Origin of the sequence: Burkholderia sp. AU33423 (assembly GCF_002223135.1) — a bacterium.
Lineage (GTDB): Bacteria > Pseudomonadota > Gammaproteobacteria > Burkholderiales > Burkholderiaceae > Burkholderia > Burkholderia lata_D.
The window spans coordinates 321,201-341,439 of record NZ_NKFH01000008.1 but is presented as its reverse complement, the minus strand read 5'-3'; the positions used below and the strand labels follow the sequence as shown (position 1 = coordinate 341,439).

Here is a 20,239-nt window from a genome sequence, read left to right as displayed (position 1 = left end):
GAGCGCGGCCACTACCTTCTTGCCATGACACGTTCACGCAGGTTCAGCAATCGATGCTATATCAGGATCGACGGCCGATCTGGAATGAGTGTCGGACTGACCTTCGCCGCGACCATCCCCGCGTTGTAACGTGGTAAAGCGATTTCTGCCTCCTGCCCATGGTGGAGTATTCACAACAGACTCGCCATCAAATTGTAGGTGTACCCCGTTCTGGCAATGTCCGGGCGATCTGTGCAAGGCGTCGCAGGGGAGTGAATACGAGCTAGCGATTACGCCGCTGTCTTGAGCGAAGGCACGGGCGCGGCGCCCGCCGCGTCATGCCCGGCAATCGCAAGCGCGAGCACGGGATTCAGGCTGTCCACCATCGCGCTGGGAATCAGGATCGTCGCGCCGCGTTCCTTCGTCGTTTCGTAGATGATGTTCATCGCCCGCAACTGAAGCGCACCCGGATGATTTTCGTAGACCTGCGACGCTTCGACGAACTTGGCGGCGATTTCGGCCTCCGCCGAGCCGAGGATCACCCGTGCCTGCTTTTCGCGCTCGGCTTGCGCCTGGCGCGACATCGAATCCTGCAGCGCGACCGGGATCGCGACATCGCGGGTCTCGACCGAGCGGACGGTCACGCCCCATTCCACGGTCTTTCTGCCAATCTCGTCGCGCAAGTGCATGTCGGCCGCCTTGCGATCCGACAACAATGCAGCCAGCATCGATGCCCCAATCATTTCCCGCAGTGAGGTTTGCGCAACGCGGTCAATGGCTTGCCGGTAGTCGGTGATGGCGAGCGCGGCTTTCTGCGCGTCATGGACGTGCCAGAAAATCACGGCGTCGACATTGACAGGAACGGTGTCTTTGGTCAGCGCTTGTTCGGCGTTGAAGGCGGTGGTTTGAATACGTTCGTCGATGATCGCGACAACATTGTCCAGGATTGGAATGATCATGAAGAAACCGGCACCCTTGACGCTTTGCAACTTGCCAATCCGAAGGATCACGAACTTTTCCCAGACGTTGGCGACCCGCACGGACAACGCGATCAGGACCGCGACGATAAAAAGGGAGACCGCGAGATACAGGTAGCCCCACGCGCCGACGGCGAATGCCGCGAGGACGAACGCAGCCGATAAAACGAGTGTGATGGGATTCATGGTGAGGCTCCGTTTGGGTGACAACGACCTGCCGGATGAGCGATGAAGCACGCCGCACCCAGGTCGTCTTGGGCATTCTGGCAACAGGGACAGAGGCCCTTGATGTGAGTGTGCGCGCCATTGCAGTGCCGATCGGTACGGTGCCGTACCTCGATCGAGCGCGTTGTGCCTGACTGACCGGGTGGCGAGGCATCGGGCGATCCGGGGTGTGAACGGCGGGCAGGTCACCACGAAACGTGCCCCGCAGACTGTTCTTCAGCGTACCGACTCGTCGGGCCGCCGCGACGCATGATGACGTTCGTCGTCATTTTCTGTCGGGAGCGGTTCATGAAATATCCGGTCTATATCACGCATCACGGGAATCCCCGCTATCGCGGCGCGCTTCCGGATTTTCCGGAAATCGATGTGGAGGGTGACTCGTATGGCGAGTTGCAGGCGGCTGCGGCGCGACAGGTCATGGCCTGCTATGACCGCTCCGCGCGTCTCGTGCCGCCGCCGACCACGGACATGGCGATATTGCAGGCGTCGGATGTCGACCGGGGTAACGGAATCTGGCGGTTCTTCGATATCGACCTGACCGGCGTGACCTCGAATTCCGTGCGGATCGCGCTGTGCCTGCCGAAGCGCATCGTGCGCGACATCGACATGACGGCGAGCGCGCTGCGCATGACTCGCGATGCGTTCGTGTCGATGGCGTGCGCGAACGCCGCCGATCGATCCGCGCAGCATCGCGACGTGCGTTTCGAACCCGTCGCGAAATCGCTGTCGGAAGCGGGTTGATGGTGCGACGCACCGGGTATGACGCCGGACGGGTGGTGCGGTCATTGGGAGAAGGTGCGTTGAAGATTCACGTTGCGCGTGTTTCGCGACGCCGGACATCGCCATGGAGCAATGCACGGCCGATTCGCGAGGAGTTCTTCGGCGATGAACGGCTTGCGCAGCATGCGGGCAGTCTGGCGCGTGCGCAGAAGGTACTTCCCGGGGCGCCCTCTGGCCCGTCTCTGGCGACGCGGCTGAAGGACAACGCGGATCATCTGCTGAAGGCGTACCGGAACACGGTGGCCGCAGATGCGCGCGGCGAGGAAATCACGCCGGCAGCGGAGTGGCTGCTCGACAACTACTATCTTGTCGCGGAGCAGGTGCGGCAGATCCGCGACGATCTTTCCCCGCGCTATTACCGGCAACTGCCCAAGCTCGGCAACGGGCCGTTTGCCGGGTATCCGCGCGTATTCGAGATCAACTGGTCATTCGTCGCCCATACAGACAGCCGCTTCGATCCCGATATGCTATGCCGCTTCATGCTCGCCTATCAGGCCGTGGAACCGCTGACGATCGGCGAACTGTGGGCAGTGGCGATCACGCTGCGGATCGTCTTGATCGAAAACCTGCGGCGGCTCGCGGACCAGATCATCGACGATCGGCACGCGCGACTCGACGCCGACGCGCTCGCGGATCGCCTGCTCGGCGAACGCGGGCAGGCACGGGTGGAAACGGAGCCGCTCGTCGCCCGTTATGAGCAGGCCGTATTGCACGATGCGTTCGCGGTGCAACTGATTCAGCGGCTGCATGATCCCGATCCGGCCGTCGCGCCGGCGCTGGCGTGGCTGCATCGGCACCTGGCGGCGCGCGGCGCGACGCCGGACCAGATCGTCGCCTCCGTCAACCATCAGCAGGGCGCCGCCAGCCTGACCGTGCGCAACGTGATCACCAGCATGCGGCTGATTTCGGAGGTGGACTGGACCGATCTGTTCGAGCGCATCAGCCTGGTCGATCAGGTGCTGCGCAGCCATCCGGGCTTCGCGGAGATGGATTTCCCCACGCGTAACCTGTATCGCGACGCGGTGGAAGCGCTTGCCCGCGGCGCGCCTGTCAGCGAACTCGAGATTGCTCGCCGCGTCGTCGCGGATGCAGCGGCGCAAGGGGCGAGCCGCGTGCCGGCCGGCGGCGCGGTGCCGGCCCGCGAGACGGACCCCGGTTACTACCTGCTGGCGGACGGCCGCACCGCGTTCGAGGCGGAGATCGGCTATCGGCCGCCCGTTGCGTTGTGGTTGCGGCGCCTGACGCGCCACGCCGGTCTCGGCGGCTATCTCGGCCGTATCGGGCTGATTGCGGCACTGCTGCTCACGGCCATGCTGGCGTGGCTCACTCGCATCGAGCCGCCCGGTCACTGGCTGATCTGGCTCGGCGTCGCCGGCCTGCTACCCGCGCTGGATACCGCGATCGCGCTCGTCAATCGCAGCGTGATGCGCGATGTCGGTGCGAAGATCCTGCCCGGCCTCGCCTTGCTCGACGGCATTCCGCCGGGCCTGCGCACGATGGTCGCCGTGCCGGTGCTGCTGACGACGGAAGCGGCGCTCGGCGAGCAGATCGAGCAACTGGAAATTCATCACCTGGCGAGCCCAGACGGCGCGCTTTACTTCGCCTTGCTCTCCGACTGGGTGGACGCGCCCACCCCGCACGCAGACAGCGACGACGGGCTCCTGGCATCCGCGGCGGCGGGTATCGACCGGTTGAATCGACTTTATCCGGCGGCGCCGGGCGAGGGCGAGCGCTTTCTGCTGCTGCACCGCAAGCGCGTGTGGAACGACGGCGAACGGTGCTGGATGGGCTGGGAGCGCAAGCGCGGCAAGCTGCACGAGCTGAACCGGTTGCTGCGCGGGGCGTCGGACACGACGTTCGTCGCGCTGGCAGGCAGGCCGCCGCGCGTGCCGCCTGACGTGCGCTACGTGATCACGCTCGATGCCGATACGCGGCTGCTGCGCGATACCGTGCGCCGCCTGGTCGGCAAGATGGCGCACCCGCTCAACCGGCCGGTATTCGATTCGGCGAGCCGGCGCATCGTCGAAGGCTACGGCGTGCTTCAGCCGCGCGTCACGTCGTCCCTCGCAAGCGGCGACGAGGGGTCGCTGTTCCAGCGCGTGTCGTCGAGCGCGCACGGCATCGATCCCTACGTGTCGGCCGTATCGGATGTCTACCAGGACCTGTTCGACGAAGGCTCCTATGCGGGCAAGGGCATCTACGACGTCGATGCGTTCGAGGCGGTGCTCGCCGGCCGCGTGCCGGAGAACACGGTGCTCAGTCACGATCTGTTCGAAGGCATTTTCGCGCGGGCCGGGCTGGCGTCGGATGTCGAGGTCGTCGAAGCGTCGCCGTCCCGCTACGACGTCGCGGCGGGACGCCTGCACCGGTGGGCGCGCGGGGACTGGCAGCTCCTGCCTTGGTTGATTTCCGGCCATGAACGGCTGACGGCGGTCGGCCGCTGGAAGATGCTGGACAACCTGCGCCGCACGCTCACGGCGCCCGCCATGTTGATCGCGCTACTGGCCGGATGGATGCAGCCGCTTCCCGTATCGCTCGGCTGGAGCGCCTTCGTGCTGGTGACGATCGCGCTGCCGTTCCTGTTGCCCGTATTGAGCGGACTGGTGCCGCGCTGGCGGCGCACGCATGTCAGGATGACGACGCGCAGCGTGCTCCATGCGTGGTCGATGGAGCTGCGCTTCGCGTTGACGCGGTTCGGCCTGTCGATCGTCATGCTGCCGCAGCAGGCGTGGTCGATGGGCGACGCGATCGCGCGTACGCTGTTTCGCTTGGGGATCAGCCGTCGCCACCTGCTCGAATGGACGACAGCGGCCGCAGCGGGCGCGCGCGACCGGCGGACCCTCGCGTCCACCTATCTGCAAATGCGCGGCGGCGTGACGCTCGCGCTGCTTGCCGCGGCTGCCAGCCTGACGGCGGGCTGGCGCTTCGATCGTCATACGGGCTGGCTGGCCGTGCCGTTCGCACTCGTCTGGCTCGCCGCGCCGGCGATCGCGTATTGGCTGAGCCGTGCACCACGGCCGGCGGGCGAACTGGCGGTGACCCCGCACGATGCGCGTCAACTGCGGCGCGACGCGCGCCGGACCTGGCGTTATTTCGAGACGTTCGTGACGGCGGACGATCAGATGCTGCCGCCGGACAATTTCCAGGAGGACCCGAAGCCCGTTTGTGCGCGTCGGACTTCGCCCACCAATATCGGGCTGTACCTGTTGTCCGTCGTCAGCGCCCGCGAGTTCGGCTGGCTCGGCACGCTGGACGCGGTGTCGCGGCTGGAGGCGACGCTCGCGACGATGCGGCTGATGTCGCGCTATCGGGGCCATTTCTACAACTGGTACGACACGCGCGACCTGCGGCCTCTCGAGCCGCGGTATGTATCGTCGGTCGACAGCGGCAATCTTGCCGGGCACCTGATCGCGCTCGGCAACGGTTGCCGGGCGTGGGCGAATCAGCCCGCTGGCGTGGGATGGCAGGCCGCGCATGAAGGGATCGGCGATACGCTGGCGCTGTTGCGCAAGGCCGTGTGCCGAGATGGCGACGCCCGGACGGCCTTGCACGGCGAATTCGAGCGGGCCGCGACCGAACTGGAGGACACGCTCGCCGCGACGGACGGCCGCGCCGCGACGGAATGGAACGCGATCACGATCCTCGCTGCGACAGTCGCCGACGTCGCGCGCGCGCTGATGGACGAGGTCGGCCGGGTGCGGGGCGGCGACGTCGACGACGTGCTGTTCTGGGCGCAGGCGCTGGAGCACGGGGTGCAAGGGCATTGTCGTGACGCGACGCGTACGCCGGACGAAGCGGACGTGCTGAACAAGCGTCTTCAGGTGCTGGCCGATTCCGCGTTGCAGATGGCCTATGCGATGGAGTTCGGCTTTCTGCTCGACCCGGTGCGGAACCTGCTTTCGATCGGCTATGCCGTGGCCGACGGCCAGCGCGATCCGGGCAACTACGACCTGCTGGCGTCGGAGGCTCGCCTGGCGAGCTTCGTCGCGATCGCGAAAGGGGATGTCCCGGCGCGCCACTGGTTCCGGCTCGGCCGCCTGGCGACGCCGATCGGGCACGGCGCCGCGCTGGTCTCGTGGTCGGGATCGATGTTCGAATACCTGATGCCGTCGCTCGTGATGCGCGCGCCGGACAGCAGCCTGCTCGCGCGGACCAACCATCTGGTGGTGCGTCGGCAGATCGCCTACGGTGACGGGCTGCGGCTGCCGTGGGGCATGTCCGAGTCGGCGTACAACACGCGCGACATCGAGCTGACCTATCAGTACTCGAGCTTCGGCGTGCCGGAGCTGGGGCTCAAGCGCGATCTCGACCAGAATCTGGTGGTCGCGCCCTATGCGACCGCGCTGGCGGCGATGGTCGCGCCGCATGCCGCCGCGTGCAACTTCGAACGGCTGCGCACGGCCGGCGCGTGCGGGCGCTTCGGCTTCTACGAAGCGCTCGACTATACGCCCGCGCGCGTGCCGGAAGGCGTGCCGGTTGCCATCGTGCAGGCGTTCATGGCGCATCACCAGGGCATGTCGATCGTGGCGATCGCCAATGCGTTGCTGGGCGGGCGCATTCGTACCTTCTTCCATGCGGAACCGGCCGTTCGAGCCACCGAACTGCTGTTGCAGGAGCGGGTGCCGGGCCGGGTCGCGGCAGGGCGGCCGCGGGTCGACACGCGCCCCGCCGGCAGGATGCATGGGATCGATGCCGGCGTGGCGCGGCGCCTGCTGTCCGCGAACGATCCCGCCCCCGTCACGCATCTGCTGTCCAACGGCCGCTATGCCGTGATGCTCACGGCCGCGGGGTCCGGCTACAGCCGTCGCGACGATCTGGCCGTTACGCGCTGGCGGGAGGACGCGACGCGCGACGATTGGGGCAGCTATCTGTATCTGCGAGACGCCGAGAACGGCGACGTGTGGTCGGCCACGTGGCAGCCCACTGGTGTGGTGCCGGACAGCTACGACGTGACGTTCACCGAGGATCGCGCCGAGTTCGTGCGTCGCGACGGCACCTTGACGACGTCGCTCGAGGTGGTGGTATCCGCCGAGGACGACGCAGAGGTGCGTCGGGTGTCGGTAGCCAACACGGGCACCCGGCCGCGCGTGATTGAATTCACGTCGTACGCGGAAATCGTGCTCGCGCCGGCCGCCGCCGATCACGCGCATCCTGCATTCTCGAAGCTGTTCATCGAAACCGAGTACATGCCGGCATCCGGCGCCATCCTGGCGACGCGCCGCAAGCGCGCGCCGAACGAGGCGGAGGTTTGGGCCGCTCATCTGGCAGTGACTGCCGGCGAAACCGTCGGCGCGGAAGAATTCGATACCGATCGATTGCGTGTCATCGGACGCGGACGCAGCGTTCGCTTGCCGCTTGCGCTGACCGAACGGCGTGCGCTGAGCGCTTCCGAAGGCGCGGTGCTGGACGCGGCGTTCACGTTGCGGCGGCAACTGCGCATCGAGCCGGGCGCGAAGGCGAGCATCGTCTACTGGACCATCGTCGCGGATTCGCGCGCGCAGTTGCTCGATCTGGTCGACAAGCATCGCGACGGCGAATCGTTCGCGCGTGCGGCGATGCTCGCGTGGACCCAGGCGCAGGTGCAGCTGCGGCACAGCGCGGTGAGCCTCGACGAGGCCGCGTTGTTCCAGCAACTGGCCGGATACATGCTCTACAGCGATGCGTCGATGCGGCCGGGCTCCGCGGCGCTGCTGCGCCATGCGGCGGCGGTATCGGCGGCGGGCGGCGTGGGCGCGTCGCCGTTATGGACGCATGGCGTATCGGGGGATCTGCCGATACTGCTGGTCCGGATCGACGACATCGAGCACGTCGCCATGGTGCGGCAGTTGATTCGCGCGCACGAGTACTGGCGGATGAAGCGGCTCGAGGTCGATCTGGTCATCATCAACGAGCGCGCGGCGTCGTATGTGCAGGATTTGCAGGCGGCGCTCGAGGGGCTGGTGCGGCCCCGGCAGCCGCCGGGCGAAGCCGGACGCGGCAGTATTTTCGTGCTGCGCGAGGACCTGATGGCGGTGGCGGCGCGCGCGCTGTTTCCGGCGGTTGCGCGGGCCGTGCTTGCCGCGCGCAACGGCCGGCTGGTGGATCAATTGCGGCGCCTCGGGGCGTCGCCGCTGCCCGCGCGCCCGGATGCCGCGAGCCCGCCGCTGCTGCCGCCTGCGAATCCGTCACCGAAGGGCGCACAGGCCGGCGCCGGTCTCGAATACTTCAACGGCATCGGCGGTTTCGCGCGCGGCGGCCGCGAATACGTCGTGATCCTGCAGCCCGGTCAATGCACGCCGATGCCGTGGGTCAACGTCGTCGCGAATCCGTCGTGCGGCTTCCTGACATCGGCGGAGGGGGGCGGCTATACCTGGGTGACGAACAGCCGCGAGCATCCGCTGACGCCGTGGTCGAACGACCCGGTCACCGATCCGCCGAGCGAAGTGTTCTACATCCGCGACGACGAGACGGGCGTGCGCTGGGGGCCGCAGGCGGGTTCGATCGGCGACGACGCGCCGAGCGCGAGCGCTTTCGTGGCGAGTCATGGCCAGGGCTACAGCCGGTTTGCGCATTCCGCCGCCGACGTCGCCGTCGAGTTGCTGCAGTTCGTGCCGCTGGCCGATCCTGTCAAGATTTCCCGGCTGACGTTGCGCAACCTGTCGAGTCGGCGCCGCCGGCTGTCCGTCGCCACCTATGCGGAGTGGGCGCTGGGGGCGCCGCGCAGCGTCGCGGCGCCCCACACCGCGAGCGAGATCGATCCGCCGACCGGCGCGATGTTTGCCCGCAACGACTGGAGTCAGGTGTATCGCGGCAGCGTGGCGTTCGCCGATTTATGCGGCCTGCAAACCTCGTGGAGCGCGGACCGGCGCGAGTTCATCGGCCGCAATGGCGTCCTGAGCGATCCCGCCGGTTTTCCGGGCAGGGCCGGCGCGTCGCCGTTGTCGGGCCGCGTCGGCGCCGGGCTCGACCCGTGTGCCGCGTTGCAGACCACGGTCGATCTCGAACCCGGCGGCAGCGTCGAAATCGTCTTGCTGCTCGGCGAAGGCGCCGATGCGGCAGCGGCGCGACAGTTGATCGCGCATTACCGTCAGGCGGATCTCGACGCGATATTCGCCGCCGTGACGGCGTTCTGGGACGAGACGCTCGGCGCCGTTCAGGTCGAAACGCCCGATCGCGCGATGGATCTGATGCTGAATCGCTGGCTGCTGTACCAGACGCTGTCGTGCCGGATCTGGGCGCGTGCGGGCTTCTATCAGGCGAGCGGCGCGTACGGTTTTCGCGACCAGCTGCAGGACGGCATGGCGCTCACGGTCGCCCGCCCGGCCCTGACGCGCGAGCATCTGTTGCGGGCGGCGGCGCGCCAGTTTCCCGAGGGCGACATGCAGCACTGGTGGCTGCCCGAAAGCGGCAGCGGCGTACGCACGCGGATCTCCGACGATCGCGTCTGGCTCGCCCATGCGGTTGCGCACTACGTCGACGTCAGCGGCGACCGCGCGATTCTCGATGCGTCGATCCCGTTCATCGACGGGCGACCGCTGGCCGCCGACGAGCACGACGCGTTCTTCATCCCGCGCGTCTCGGAAACGAGCGCGTCGCTGTTCGACCATTGCGTGCGCGGGCTGGAGTCGAGTCTCGCGCAGGTCGGCGAGCATGGCCTGCCGCTGATCGGCACGGGCGACTGGAACGACGGCATGAACCGGGTTGGCGAGGCCGGGCGGGGCGAAAGCGTCTGGCTCGGGTGGTTCCTGCATGCGACGCTCACGGCGTTCGCCCCGCTCGCCACGGCGCGCGGCGCGGGCGAACTGGCGGCGCGCTGGCTGACGCGCGCCGGCGCGTTGCGCGATGCGCTTGCCGATGCGGGGTGGGATGGCGAGTGGTATCGGCGTGGCTACTTCGACGACGGTACGCCGCTCGGCTCCGCCGGCAACGCCGAATGTGCGATCGACGCGATCGCGCAGTCGTGGAGCGTGCTGTCGGGCGCGGCGGACCCGGCGCGCGCCGCGCAGGCTATGGACGCGCTGGAGGCGCGGCTGATCCGCCGCGACGATGGCTTGGCATTGCTGTTCGCGCCGCCGTTCGATCGATCGCCGGTCGATCCTGGCTATATCAAGGGCTATCCGCCGGGCATCCGGGAAAACGGCGGCCAGTACACGCATGCGGCCACGTGGTCGGTGCTTGCGTTTGCGCAAATGGGTGACGGAGATCGCGCCGCGAAGCTGTTCGCGCTGCTCAATCCGGTCAATCGCAGCCGCACGCGCAGCGGCGCGAATCGTTATCGGGTGGAGCCGTACGTGGTCGCGGCCGACGTCTATTCGGTCGCGCCGCATGTCGGCCGCGGCGGATGGACCTGGTACACCGGCTCGGCGGGCTGGCTTTATCGTGCGGGCGTCGAAGGCCTGCTCGGCCTGCGCAGGCATGGCGACATGCTGTCCATTCAACCGTGCATACCGCGATCCTGGCCGGGCTTCAGGGCAACGCTGCGCCACGGGGCGTCGCACTACGACATCGTCGTCGAGAATCCGGACGACGTCAGCGGCGGCGTGTCCCGCCTCGTCGTGGATGGCGTGCGGCTCGCCGCCGGAGAAGCGATGGTGCGACTCGTGGACGACGGTCGGCGTCACAGCGTGGTCGTGACGCTGGGGGCGGCGCAAGCGGTGCTTCTGTGAGGCGACGGGGCGGCATCCGGGCCGGTACGTTAGCGGACGGACTGCGCGCGATTCACCGCCCATCATGAACCGACGTCCCGAATTTCATCGGGATGTCAGCGCATGGGCTTCCGTGCGTCGTGCCGGATCGGACGGCGCGGCGGCAACCCGAGGGGATGATCATGAGAAAGCTACATTCCATGGCAGTCGAGATGGCGATCGTCACGTTGACGATCGTCGTGCTGGCGGGTTGCGGCGGTATGTCTCGCCGCGGAACGGATACCGTGATCGGGGCGGGTGTCGGTGGCGTCGCCGGCGCGGTCCTGACGGGCGGCAGTGCGTTGGGCACGGTGGGCGGCGCGGCCGTCGGCGGCGTTGTCGGCAACCAGGTCGGGAAATAGGCCGGCCGACGGGCAGGGAATCGGCACGCGCACTCGCCGTCGCGGCGAAGCGCGCGCGGATACATGCGTGACCCGGAGTGCGACCGGTATGTCGGCATTTCTCCTGAACGGCGAGCTGAGGCTGTCCTGGTGGCAGCTTGCGGGAGTCGTGTTCGCGCTCACGCATGTCACCATCATCAGCGTGACCGTGTACCTGCACCGCTGTCAGGCGCATCGGGCGCTGGATCTGCGCCCGTGCGTCAGCCACTTTTTCCGGTTCTGGCTGTGGTTGACGACCGGCATGCTGACCCTGCAGTGGGTCGCGGTGCATCGCAAGCATCACGCGAGAAGCGAGACCCCGGAGGATCCGCATAGCCCGCGAACCCGTGGCCTCGCGACCGTGCTGCTTCGCGGCGCGGAACTGTACCGGGAGGCAGTGCGGAACGAGGAGACGCTGCGCCGGTATGGATCGGGTACGCCCGACGACTGGCTCGAACGCCACGTCTATGCCCGCTATCCGAATCTCGGCGTCGGGCTGCTCGCCGTGATCGACGTCGGGCTGTTCGGGCTCCCCGGCGTGGCGGCGTGGGCGATCCAGATGATGTGGATTCCGTTCTGGGCCGGCGGCGTAGTCAACGGTTGCGGCCACTTCAGCGGGTATCGGAATTTTGCGACGCTCGATGCGAGCACCAACATTTTCCCGCTGGGCATCCTGATCGGCGGGGAAGAACTGCATAACAATCACCACGCATACGTGACGTCCGCGAGGCTGTCGAACCGATGGTTCGAGTTCGACATCGGCTGGCTGTACATCCGCCTGCTGGCGGCGTTGAGACTGGCGACCGTTCGGCGACTCGCAACGAAGCCGCGCCTGCTTCCGAACAAGGCAGTGGTCGACGATGCAACGCTGCAAGCGGTTATCCGCAACCGCCATGCGGTGATGGCCGCCTATGCGCGCATGCTCGAACCCGCCTGCCGGCGGGAACTGCGCCGCATGAAGGACATGAGCCGCGACGACAAGCGCGCGTTCGCGCTCGCCATGAAACGCTGGCTGCGCCAGGCCTGGGGCCATCGAGGCAAGCCCGATCTGCGGGCGCTGACGAGCCCCAATGCCAATCGGCGAATGCGCGTGTACGTCGATATGTACGAGGCGTTGCTCGAGCTATGGACGTGGTCGCACGCGTCGCACGAGCAATTGCTGGTTCAGTTGCAGGATTGGTGCCGTTGCGCGGAGCAGAGCGGTATCAAGGCGATTGCCGATTTCTCGATGCGCCTGCGCCGGTATGCGTGATCCCGGCACGCCGGTGACCCACCATGCGGGACCGGCATGCCACAGTGTGCGGCGCAAGCGCCGCTCATCTCGCCCGATTGTCTGGGTGCGAATAACGCCACTTGCTTGCATTGGAATTGATGCCGGCATCCTGGCGGATGCGCTTTTCGGCGCGTTCGACGTCGGCACGGGCCAGATCATCCCGCTGCTTTTGCCGGGTCGCGTCATCGCGCCGATCGATTGAGGTGCCTGAGTGATATTTCATGGATTGCTCCTGAGTGAGGTGTGCTCGCGTCGGGCCGGATGCGGCGGACGAATCAGATCGCCGCAGGGGCGATCTTGCCGTCCACGATGTCCTTGCCGAATTGCATCGCCAGGTCGAGTGCGAGCGCCGCCGTTTGCGGAGCGCCATGCTCGAAAATGGTCGAGTAACGCGGTGCCGTTGCGGAGGTAGCCGGAATCGTGTCGATGCGCACGATTGAAGCAAAACGCCTCGGGCCGGGAGCGTGGGGATCGCCGAACGGCGGGAAAAGCATTTGTGAATAGACGCGGAGTTCATGTCCGCGATATTCGAGCGTGGGGATGGTCATGATTTGCTCCTGACAGAGCAACGGTTGGCGCCGAAGGATTCAAGGGCGCCGATGCCTTGGCAACAAACCGGCAGGTATCTTCAGTGTGCGCGCTCGACCATGGTTTCGCAATAACAATATCGGATGCCGAATCATATTTTCAATGCGGGTCAATCACCGGGTTGCGGTGCGGTTGCGGAAGAATCTGCTTCCAAATAGTCGATACCGTACAGACCGACGCGCGTCTTCCGGTTCACGATGAACTCAACACCGAGGAGGCCGCCATGTGCATCCCACTTTCACTCGAGGTCGTCGAGACCCTCAAATCGCTTGATCGAATTCCGGATTCCCAGGCTGATATTCCACGCGCCATAGCCGCTGAACTATTGGCTCACGGGCTTGCATACGAGTCGCGCACCGGCGGTTCGATCAACATGACGGCGGCAGGCCGTCTGTGGCTGAATCGGTGTGCGGACTAGCGCGCATGCGTCGACCAGGCGAGACCGGATTTTGTCCTGCACAACGATTCATGGATCCATGAGGCAATGATGAAAACCCAATCTACACGATGGTTTGCGCTGGACCAATACGCGCCCGTTCGCGACGGATGGTATGAAGTGCGACTGGTGAGCGGCAACACGGCGTTTGCGAAGTTTGGCGATGGCGAATGGACGGAAAAGCCGATGCTTACCTTTACGCGCTGGCGAGGCTTGCGCTCCGATCCGGCCAAGTCGGGCGATGCAGTGGATGCGACCGCAGATGCGACCGCGGCGAAAGGTGTCCGGGACGCGTGGGACGCGTTCTTTCCCGGCGTGGGAAACGAGCAGCACAAGCCGCTTGCCGCTGCGCATGGCGACCACCCCCGACGCATTGCGGCATCGTGACGGTCAGTCGGGAAGCGGGTATCGCCGGATGTTGCCTGCACGCGCGGTCAACATCCAGTGAATCCGCATCACGTTGCCCGATCGCGCGGCGCTACGGAACCGTTCGCGCGAACCCCCTACGGCCGCTTCCTGAATTGCTCTTTCGCGTCACCGAATGACGCTTGTGTCTTTCCGACGACCTGCTCGACCGTGCCCTGCATTCTGGTCGATCGATTTCCCATGATCCTGCCGACCATTTCCTTCAGTCTGCCTTTCGCTTCCGCGATGCGGCCTCTCACCTGATCCCTGTTCATCACACTGCTCCTTGACATGGGTCGCCTGCTTGATCGGTACGAAACCTGGAACCATCGAAGCGTCGTATCGGGCGCTTTACGCGGAACAACCGGTGCGCCCGAAGACACACTGAGCGCAATCGCGATGGAAGTCGGTACGATGCCGTACGCGGATCGCCGCCGGTGCGCCAGCGTATGCATGCGGGCGGCGATTGCATCGATCGCCGCGAAGCCAGGTTGAGAAGGTTGTCTGTTTTTGCAGGCTTGGTACGCTTTCGTACCGCATTCGCATTCGCCTGTGTGTAGCGTCAGGGGTATCCACGAACAACCTGGGGTGAATCATGCAGCGACGAACATTTCTATGGGGTACGCCGGGATCGATCCTGGCTATCGGCCTCGCGGTCTCGGGATGCACGACGACCGGTACATCCGACGCCAGTGGTCACCAGACCGACAAGCGCCACACCATCGATGCAGGCGTCGACTCGACCCTCGCACGCCTTTACACGACCGCCAAAGGCTCGCGTGAACTCGTCGGCAAGGCGCGCGGCGTGCTGGTATTCCCGTCGGTCATCGCGGCCGGCTTCTTCGTCGGCGGCCAGTACGGCGAAGGCTCGCTGCGCGTTGCCGGCAGCACGGTCGGTTACTACAGCACCACGACCGGCTCGATCGGCCTGCAGATCGGTGCGCAATCGAAAGCCATCATTTTCCTGTTCATGACCGAGGATGCGCTTGGTCGCTTCCGTAACAGCGAAGGCTGGTCGGTGGGCGGCGACGCGTCGGTGGCAGTACTGAAAGTCGGCGCGAACGGCAATGTCGACACCAGCACCGCGACCGCGCCGATCGAAGCATTCGTACTGACGAACAACGGATTGATGGCCGGCGTGACGCTGGAAGGCACGAAGGTCACCCGGCTCAAGTCGCTGTAACGAGCGGCGGACGCGGGGCGGCTTGGTCTCCATTGGTTGTTTTCATTCTTGCGGAGGGCGTATGCACATTCTCACGAGCGCGGGCCCACTGGTTTCGCTGATCGCCGGCATTCTGATTCTGGTGGTGCCCCGTCTGTTGAATTACATCGTGGCGATCTACCTCATCGTCATCGGGTTGCTCGGGCTGTTCGGAGGACATCTCCACTGAACCACTGAACCGAGCCTCTCGCGAAAAAGCAGGTGACGAACCTCGCGGGCGGCGCCCGCGATCTCCGACTGTCGACGTGCCCCTGAGCGTTCGCGACGGGGCCCGGATTGCCTGCGTGGCAGTTGCCGCCAATCCGGACCGGGGGTTCTTCCGGTAACGTGCGACGCTCCAGGCTCTCGAGCCATGCGTGGAATCTGACGGTATTGCCCCGGACATAGGCGCGGGCCGACCGCGCCATCTTCACGCTCCGGAGCGCAACGAGGGCACCCTGCCGCCCGTTGACGGGCGTTGGCCGCCGCATCGCACGACCCTGAGCGCGTGGTGACTGAAGCGGGCTGCATGCGCTATCGAGTCGATCGGCATGCCGTTCCCGGACGCCTGCTCGCGTCGGAACGCATTTGCTCCGCGGTGCGCGGTTGCTCGCGCGCGTTCGGGTTCGTCAGCCTCGGCTTTTCGGGGGCAATGGGCATTCCGTCATCGGTCGCGGTATCTTGCGCATATTTCCGATGCTGTTGCGGCGTGCCGCGGGCTTTCCGAGTCAGGTCGTTCATGAGCTTCTCCGGTGAATGCCGCTTCGCATGGATCCGGCCGCTAGAACCGGATCGCGGCGAGTTCATCGGCAATGTGTCGGCGCGTTGTGGCGCCGAACGCGTATCGGCATCGGCAGCGCATGCGCGCGTGCCGACCCAGAATGGACGAGCGAACAGCGGAAGTCGGTACGATGCCGTGCAGTGGCGGCTGGCGTCGCTTCGGACCGGCAAGCCGATGATTTGCGCCGATGTCCGCGATAATCCGCACGCGTCCGGTACGTTGCCGGACAGACTCCACGCGCGCGTCCGCCTACATTGATAGCGAAAGAGTCGATGCACGTCCCGAACCGGGTGCATCGAGCACGCGTCCTGCATGAAGGAGCAGGACGACTGACTCCCCGGCTCCTCCGGCATTCGAGATGCGGCACCGCCCATTTCGACGCGACAGGCGGCGAACGGCGCGTGCGCGCGTCGACGTGGAAGCGCACGGGAGCGTATCGACGGACACATCGGTTCGATTGCATTCGATGGCCATCGTTGCGAGCGCACTGCGCCATGACCCGCCGGATGATTGATTGAGGAGAGACGACATGTCACTGGGACTTCTTCTACTGATCGTTGTCGTGCTGCTGATGGTCGGGGTGATCCCGACCTGGCGCTACAGCAACGGCTGGGGGTATGGTCCAAGCGGATTGCTGGGCTTGGTATTGGTCGTGTTACTCATCCTGATGCTGCTGGGCAGGCTGTGACGCGGGACATCATCGACGCTGCAGGTTCATGGGAAGACTGCCGCCCGACACCGCGAGTGTCGGGTGTGGCATCCCGCCGAACCGTTCGACCCGCGTACGCATCGCGCCACCGCGCCCGCGCTGGATCTCACGCATAGCGACGCATGAGCGGCGCGGCTGAAATGCCGTGCAGCACGATCGACATGGCGATGATGGCCAGTACCCATGGAACCAGCGGCAACAGTTGCGCACGCGGCCCTTGCTCGAGGGCCAGCATCAGGTAATACAGGGAACCCACGCCGCGAATGCCGAACCAGCTGATCAGCCGGCGCTGGTGGCGCGACGCCCGGGACCCGATCAGCGCGAGCCGGGTGGCCGCCGGCCGGATGACGAACAGCAGGGTCGCGACCACGGCCGCGCCGGCCCAGGTGAGCATGTCAACCCAATAGCCGGAGACGAGCGCGCCGATCAGCAGGATCAGCACGGCTTCGGCGATGTGTTCGAGCTCGATCGTGAATCCCATGACCGACTCCGCGACGAAGGCATGGGCTTTGTCGGGATCGGTGGCGGTGGCCTCGACATCCTCGCTGTCCACGATGCCGACCGTCTCCTTCGACGTCTTCCGGCCGCTCGTTCGATGCTCGACACGCCGCATCGCGACGCCCGCGGCGAACACGGCCAGGAACCCGTAGCCATGAATGGCGAGCGTCACGCCGTACGACAGCATGATCAGGCCCAGCGCGAAGAACCCTTCGAGGCCGAGCGCCTGTCCGTGGCGGCTGCGCAGGAATGCGACGAGCCGGGCGGTGGCGAAGCCGAGCAGCCAGCCGGCGCCCACGCCGGAGGTGATACCCCATGCAATGCCGCCGAGCATGCTCCAGTGAAGCTCCGACATCGTGCCAGACCCGCACGCAAGCAGGCCGATCACCGCGCAAGGGTAGGCGGTGCCGTCGTTGATCCCGCCTTCGCCGGACAACGAAAAACGCACCAGTTCGACGTCACCCGCGTCGCGCACGCCGACGTCATGAGCGAGCACGGGATCCGTCGGCGCGATCATCGCGCCCAGCAGTACCGCGACGCCGAGACTCAAATGCAGCACCAGCATGCCGAGCGCGGCGATCGACGCGACGGTGAAGATCATCGCGACGACGCCAAGCCGAATCGGCAGCATCCAGCGGCGATCGGCGGGCGGGACACGCAGCCTCAGGCCGATCGCGAACAGCGAGATCAGCAAGCCGATTTCGGCCGCGATGCGCAAGTGCGTGACGTCGTCCGGCAATGTCAGCGACAGGAAGCCGAGGCCGGCCGGTCCGATCAGAAAGCCGATCCCGAGATACACCATGGCCGCGCTCAGCGGCAGACGCTTGAGCGACGACCCGATGAGTCCCATGAAAATCAGCAGGGCTCCGAAGATGAGGCATCCGATGGTTTCGGTCACTTTGAATGTCCTGCGTGGGTAACGTCGCGCTCGCCGCGCGTCGAGCGTCGAACGCAGGTCGCCATGCGGTGTCGTTCAGGCGGCACGCGGCACGCGCGGGACGGCACACACCGGACTGGGCGTCGATGCCTTGCATTCGTCGCACAATATCGCTCCGGTTGTACCACGTTCGCAGCGAGTCGGTCCGGCGTCTGTCCGATGGCGGACAAAGAACCGGGCGCAACCGTCGCAACTATCGCGATCGAAATGACGCGTGGCTGCTGCTGACGCGGCCGGGACGACGCGCCCGAACCGGCATGCACGCGATGTACGGTAGCGGGCAGAGTGGTGCAGTGCTTCGTCATAGACTGTTCGCCGATCCTCATGACAATCGGAGCGTGACCATGGCGCATACCGCAATAGAGGGAGATCTGCGTTCACTCGAACGACTCATTGCACGCGTCACGCTCGGTGAGCCTGCGCCATGGGCCCTCTGGCGCATTCGGCTGGAATCGATTCTGGAGCATGGCCGTTTGGCACCCTCGGAACGCATGCATCTCGTCAGCATCATCGCCCTTCTCCTCATGCTCGAGCGTCGAGCGGGCAAGCTGGCCGCGCATTGAGCACGGCCGCCGCGTCGCGCGTTCGAGGGGGGCGCGGCGGCGCCCGCCATCCGCCGGGCGCGTGGCGGTAGTCATGGCTCGCGCTCGAACGAGAATGGCGGCTGGGTCCCAGACAGGAGGCATGTTGAATCCCGCTACATCCGACCCGCCGGGCGCGCCGGCCGCGATGCCCGTCAGTCCGCTGGCAGGCCGGCTCGCGCCTTACGCGCTGTGGATCGACGTTCCCCGCCTCGTGACCGCGTACTACACCGATATGCCGGACCCGGCAGTCCCGGCGCAACGCGTGACGTTCGGCACGTCGGGACACCGGGGTTCCGCGTTGACCCGCAGCTTCAACGAGTGGCATGTCCTCGCGATCACGCAGGCGATCTGCCGGTATCGACGTTCGCACGGCATCCACGGTCCGGTGTTTGTCGGCATCGATACGCATGCGCTTTCCGAACCGGCGCAGGCGAGCGTGCTTGAAGTGCTGGCTGCCAATGGCGTCGAGGTCATGCTGGCGCCGCCGGGTGAATACACGCCCACGCCGGCCGTTTCGCGCGCGATCCTGACGTACAACCGGGGACGCAATGCCGGGTTCGCCGACGGCATCGTCGTGACGCCGTCGCACAATCCGCCGGACAACGGCGGCATCAAGTACAACCAGGCGACCGGCGGCCCGGCCGGGGAAGCCGTCACCCGATGGATCGAAGCGGCCGCGAACGATCTGCTCGAAGCGCGGCTCGCGGGGGTGAGCCGCGTCTCGTTGTCGACGGCATCGAATGCCGCCACGACGCACCGGTACGACTTCCTCGCGGCGTATGTCGACGACCTGGCCAGCGTCATCGACATGGACATCCTGCGCGGCGCGCCGATCCGGCTCGGCGTCGATCCGCTCGGCGGCGCCGGCGTGCACTACTGGGGTGCGATTGCCGAGCGTTACCAACTGAATCTCGCGATCGTCAGCTAGGAAGTCGATCCGACTTTTCGCTTCATGAGCGTCGACTGGGACGGGCGGATCCGCATGGATCCGTCGTCGCCGTATGCGATGCAGAGCCTGATCGCGCGGAAAGACCAATTCGATGTCGCGTTTGCGTGCGATACCGACCACGACCGGCACGGGATCGTCACACGCAGCGACGGTTTGCTGCCGCCCAATCACTATCTCGCGGTGCTTGTCGACTATCTGCTCGCGCATCGGCCGAAATGGCCCGCTCGCGCGGCGGTCGGCAAGTCGGTCGTCTGCAGCGAGATGATCGATCGTGTCGCCCGCGCACACGATCGCGCAATCTACGAAGTGCCCGTCGGCTTCAAGTGGTTCGTCGGCGGATTGCTCGACGGCACGCTGGGGTTCGCCGGCGAGGAGAGTGCGGGGGCCACGTGCCTGCAGCTCGACGGGCAACCCTGGACGACCGACAAGGACGGCATCGTTCCCGCGTTGCTGTCGGCCGAAATCACGATCCGAACCGGCCGCGATCCGGCGGAGCATTACCTCGACCTGGCGCACCGCTTCGGCGCGCCCGCCGAACGGAGGGTACAGGCCGCAGCCACACCTGAGCAGCGCGCGCTGCTGGCGCGGCTAGCGCCGCATCAGTTCACGCACACCGAACTGGCGGGAGAGGCGATCGTCCGGATACTCGATCGGGCGCCGGGCAATCGGGCCGCGATCGGGGGCATCAAGGTGATGACGGAGCACGGCTGGTTTGCCGCGCGGCCGTCAGGTACCGAAGATCTCTACCGGATCTATGCGGAAAGCTTCAACGGAGAGGATCACGTGGCGCGCATCGTGTCCGATGCGCAGTCGATGGTCGACGCGGTGCTCGAAGCAGGCACGCGCGATGCCGGTGGCGGCTCGAACGCCTGAT

17 protein-coding genes and 1 pseudogene are annotated in these 20,239 nt (G+C 66.1%); 11 read left to right on the top strand and 7 right to left on the bottom strand.

The window, feature by feature from the left end; all coding sequences use genetic code 11:
* Positions 1-269 precede the first annotated feature (269 nt).
* Positions 270-1,142, bottom strand: a complete 873-nt coding sequence (locus tag CFB50_RS32915) for a slipin family protein (RefSeq protein WP_089448659.1) — start codon at positions 1,140-1,142, stop codon at positions 270-272.
* Between the two features lie 327 nt (positions 1,143-1,469).
* On the opposite strand from CFB50_RS32915, the gene CFB50_RS32910 reads away from it, so the two are divergent.
* The 4 genes from CFB50_RS32910 (at position 1,470) to CFB50_RS32895 (ending at position 12,256) form a co-directional block, all read left to right on the top strand.
* Positions 1,470-1,922: a type II toxin-antitoxin system HicB family antitoxin gene (locus CFB50_RS32910; RefSeq protein WP_089448721.1), complete on the top strand. Its 453-nt coding sequence runs from the start codon at positions 1,470-1,472 to the stop codon at positions 1,920-1,922.
* 59 nt (positions 1,923-1,981) lie between these two features.
* Positions 1,982-10,606 (top strand): GH36-type glycosyl hydrolase domain-containing protein, encoded by an 8,625-nt coding sequence (locus CFB50_RS32905; protein WP_089448658.1) that lies wholly within the window; start codon positions 1,982-1,984, stop codon positions 10,604-10,606.
* Between the two features lie 179 nt (positions 10,607-10,785).
* Positions 10,786-10,986: a glycine zipper 2TM domain-containing protein gene (locus CFB50_RS32900; RefSeq protein ID WP_226248737.1), complete on the top strand. Its 201-nt coding sequence runs from the start codon at positions 10,786-10,788 to the stop codon at positions 10,984-10,986.
* 88 nt (positions 10,987-11,074) lie between these two features.
* Positions 11,075-12,256, top strand: coding sequence for a DesA family fatty acid desaturase (locus CFB50_RS32895; RefSeq protein WP_089448657.1), 1,182 nt, complete (start codon positions 11,075-11,077; stop codon positions 12,254-12,256).
* A 64-nt stretch (positions 12,257-12,320) separates the two neighbouring features.
* Here CFB50_RS32895 and CFB50_RS32890 read toward each other — a convergent pair whose 3' ends face one another.
* Both CFB50_RS32890 and CFB50_RS32885 read right to left on the bottom strand, forming a co-directional pair.
* Complete coding sequence (locus CFB50_RS32890) at positions 12,321-12,500, bottom strand: hypothetical protein (RefSeq protein ID WP_080001072.1); 180 nt, start codon at positions 12,498-12,500, stop codon at positions 12,321-12,323.
* Positions 12,501-12,552: 52 nt separating this feature from the next.
* The gene (locus tag CFB50_RS32885; protein ID WP_089448656.1) at positions 12,553-12,825 is read right to left on the bottom strand and encodes a hypothetical protein; all 273 of its coding nucleotides are present in this window, start codon (positions 12,823-12,825) and stop codon (positions 12,553-12,555) included.
* A gap of 527 nt (positions 12,826-13,352) precedes the next feature.
* Between CFB50_RS32885 and CFB50_RS32875 the strand changes: the two genes are divergently transcribed.
* Positions 13,353-13,688 (top strand): hypothetical protein, encoded by a 336-nt coding sequence (locus CFB50_RS32875; RefSeq protein ID WP_012328537.1) that lies wholly within the window; start codon positions 13,353-13,355, stop codon positions 13,686-13,688.
* 116 nt (positions 13,689-13,804) lie between these two features.
* Here CFB50_RS32875 and CFB50_RS32870 read toward each other — a convergent pair whose 3' ends face one another.
* Entirely contained in the window at positions 13,805-13,981 is a 177-nt protein-coding gene (locus CFB50_RS32870; RefSeq protein ID WP_012328536.1) for a CsbD family protein, read from the bottom strand.
* A 320-nt stretch (positions 13,982-14,301) separates the two neighbouring features.
* Here CFB50_RS32870 and CFB50_RS32865 point away from each other — a divergent pair, with 320 nt between their 5' ends.
* Together CFB50_RS32865 and CFB50_RS32860 are read left to right on the top strand one after the other, a co-directional pair.
* A complete protein-coding gene (locus CFB50_RS32865; RefSeq protein ID WP_089448655.1) occupies positions 14,302-14,889 on the top strand; it encodes a BPSL1445 family SYLF domain-containing lipoprotein in 588 nt (195 codons plus the stop codon).
* 61 nt (positions 14,890-14,950) lie between these two features.
* Positions 14,951-15,097, top strand: coding sequence for a DUF3096 domain-containing protein (locus CFB50_RS32860; protein ID WP_006413561.1), 147 nt, complete (start codon positions 14,951-14,953; stop codon positions 15,095-15,097).
* On the opposite strand, the gene CFB50_RS32855 is transcribed toward CFB50_RS32860, so the two are convergent.
* Entirely contained in the window at positions 15,057-15,398 is a 342-nt protein-coding gene (locus CFB50_RS32855; protein WP_089448654.1) for a DUF2252 family protein, read from the bottom strand. The two genes, CFB50_RS32860 and CFB50_RS32855, sit on opposite strands and share 41 nt — an antisense overlap.
* Positions 15,399-15,441: 43 nt before the next feature.
* Positions 15,442-15,648, bottom strand: coding sequence for a hypothetical protein (locus CFB50_RS32850; protein ID WP_089448653.1), 207 nt, complete (start codon positions 15,646-15,648; stop codon positions 15,442-15,444).
* On the opposite strand from CFB50_RS32850, the gene CFB50_RS39200 reads away from it, so the two are divergent.
* The gene (locus CFB50_RS39200) at positions 15,647-15,946 is read left to right on the top strand and encodes a hypothetical protein (RefSeq protein WP_144020731.1); all 300 of its coding nucleotides are present in this window, start codon (positions 15,647-15,649) and stop codon (positions 15,944-15,946) included. The two genes, CFB50_RS32850 and CFB50_RS39200, sit on opposite strands and share 2 nt — an antisense overlap.
* A 271-nt stretch (positions 15,947-16,217) precedes the next feature.
* The gene (locus CFB50_RS32845; RefSeq protein ID WP_089448652.1) at positions 16,218-16,376 is read left to right on the top strand and encodes a DUF3309 family protein; all 159 of its coding nucleotides are present in this window, start codon (positions 16,218-16,220) and stop codon (positions 16,374-16,376) included.
* A gap of 127 nt (positions 16,377-16,503) precedes the next feature.
* On the opposite strand, the gene CFB50_RS32840 is transcribed toward CFB50_RS32845, so the two are convergent.
* Positions 16,504-17,793 carry a cation:proton antiporter gene (locus CFB50_RS32840; protein WP_089448651.1) on the bottom strand — a complete coding sequence of 430 codons (1,290 nt, stop codon included), beginning with the start codon at positions 17,791-17,793 and terminating at the stop codon, positions 16,504-16,506.
* A 383-nt stretch (positions 17,794-18,176) separates the two neighbouring features.
* On the opposite strand from CFB50_RS32840, the gene CFB50_RS32835 reads away from it, so the two are divergent.
* Together CFB50_RS32835 and pgm are read left to right on the top strand one after the other, a co-directional pair.
* On the top strand, positions 18,177-18,395 hold the full coding sequence (locus tag CFB50_RS32835; protein WP_089448720.1) for a hypothetical protein: 219 nt from the start codon (positions 18,177-18,179) through the stop codon (positions 18,393-18,395).
* A gap of 166 nt (positions 18,396-18,561) precedes the next feature.
* Positions 18,562-20,238, top strand: a pseudogene (pgm, locus tag CFB50_RS32830) (phosphoglucomutase (alpha-D-glucose-1,6-bisphosphate-dependent)).
* Position 20,239 lies beyond the last annotated feature (1 nt).

Bases quoted from the DNA above. Each gene is read 5' to 3' on its own strand.
- CFB50_RS32860 (WP_006413561.1), top strand. From the start codon at position 14,951: ATGCACATTCTCACGAGCGCGGGCCCACTGGTTTCGCTGATCGCCGGC.
- CFB50_RS32915 (WP_089448659.1), bottom strand. From the start codon at position 1,142: ATGAATCCCATCACACTCGTTTTATCGGCTGCGTTCGTCCTCGCGGCA.
- CFB50_RS32835 (WP_089448720.1), top strand. From the start codon at position 18,177: ATGGCGCATACCGCAATAGAGGGAGATCTGCGTTCACTCGAACGACTC.
- CFB50_RS32890 (WP_080001072.1), bottom strand. From the start codon at position 12,500: ATGAAATATCACTCAGGCACCTCAATCGATCGGCGCGATGACGCGACC.
- CFB50_RS32855 (WP_089448654.1), bottom strand. From the start codon at position 15,398: ATGCGGCGGCCAACGCCCGTCAACGGGCGGCAGGGTGCCCTCGTTGCG.
- CFB50_RS32895 (WP_089448657.1), top strand. From the start codon at position 11,075: ATGTCGGCATTTCTCCTGAACGGCGAGCTGAGGCTGTCCTGGTGGCAG.
- CFB50_RS32885 (WP_089448656.1), bottom strand. From the start codon at position 12,825: ATGACCATCCCCACGCTCGAATATCGCGGACATGAACTCCGCGTCTAT.
- CFB50_RS32865 (WP_089448655.1), top strand. From the start codon at position 14,302: ATGCAGCGACGAACATTTCTATGGGGTACGCCGGGATCGATCCTGGCT.
- CFB50_RS32910 (WP_089448721.1), top strand. From the start codon at position 1,470: ATGAAATATCCGGTCTATATCACGCATCACGGGAATCCCCGCTATCGC.
- CFB50_RS39200 (WP_144020731.1), top strand. From the start codon at position 15,647: ATGAGCTTCTCCGGTGAATGCCGCTTCGCATGGATCCGGCCGCTAGAA.
- CFB50_RS32870 (WP_012328536.1), bottom strand. From the start codon at position 13,981: ATGAACAGGGATCAGGTGAGAGGCCGCATCGCGGAAGCGAAAGGCAGA.
- CFB50_RS32850 (WP_089448653.1), bottom strand. From the start codon at position 15,648: ATGAACGACCTGACTCGGAAAGCCCGCGGCACGCCGCAACAGCATCGG.
- CFB50_RS32875 (WP_012328537.1), top strand. From the start codon at position 13,353: ATGAAAACCCAATCTACACGATGGTTTGCGCTGGACCAATACGCGCCC.
- CFB50_RS32845 (WP_089448652.1), top strand. From the start codon at position 16,218: ATGTCACTGGGACTTCTTCTACTGATCGTTGTCGTGCTGCTGATGGTC.
- CFB50_RS32900 (WP_226248737.1), top strand. From the start codon at position 10,786: ATGGCAGTCGAGATGGCGATCGTCACGTTGACGATCGTCGTGCTGGCG.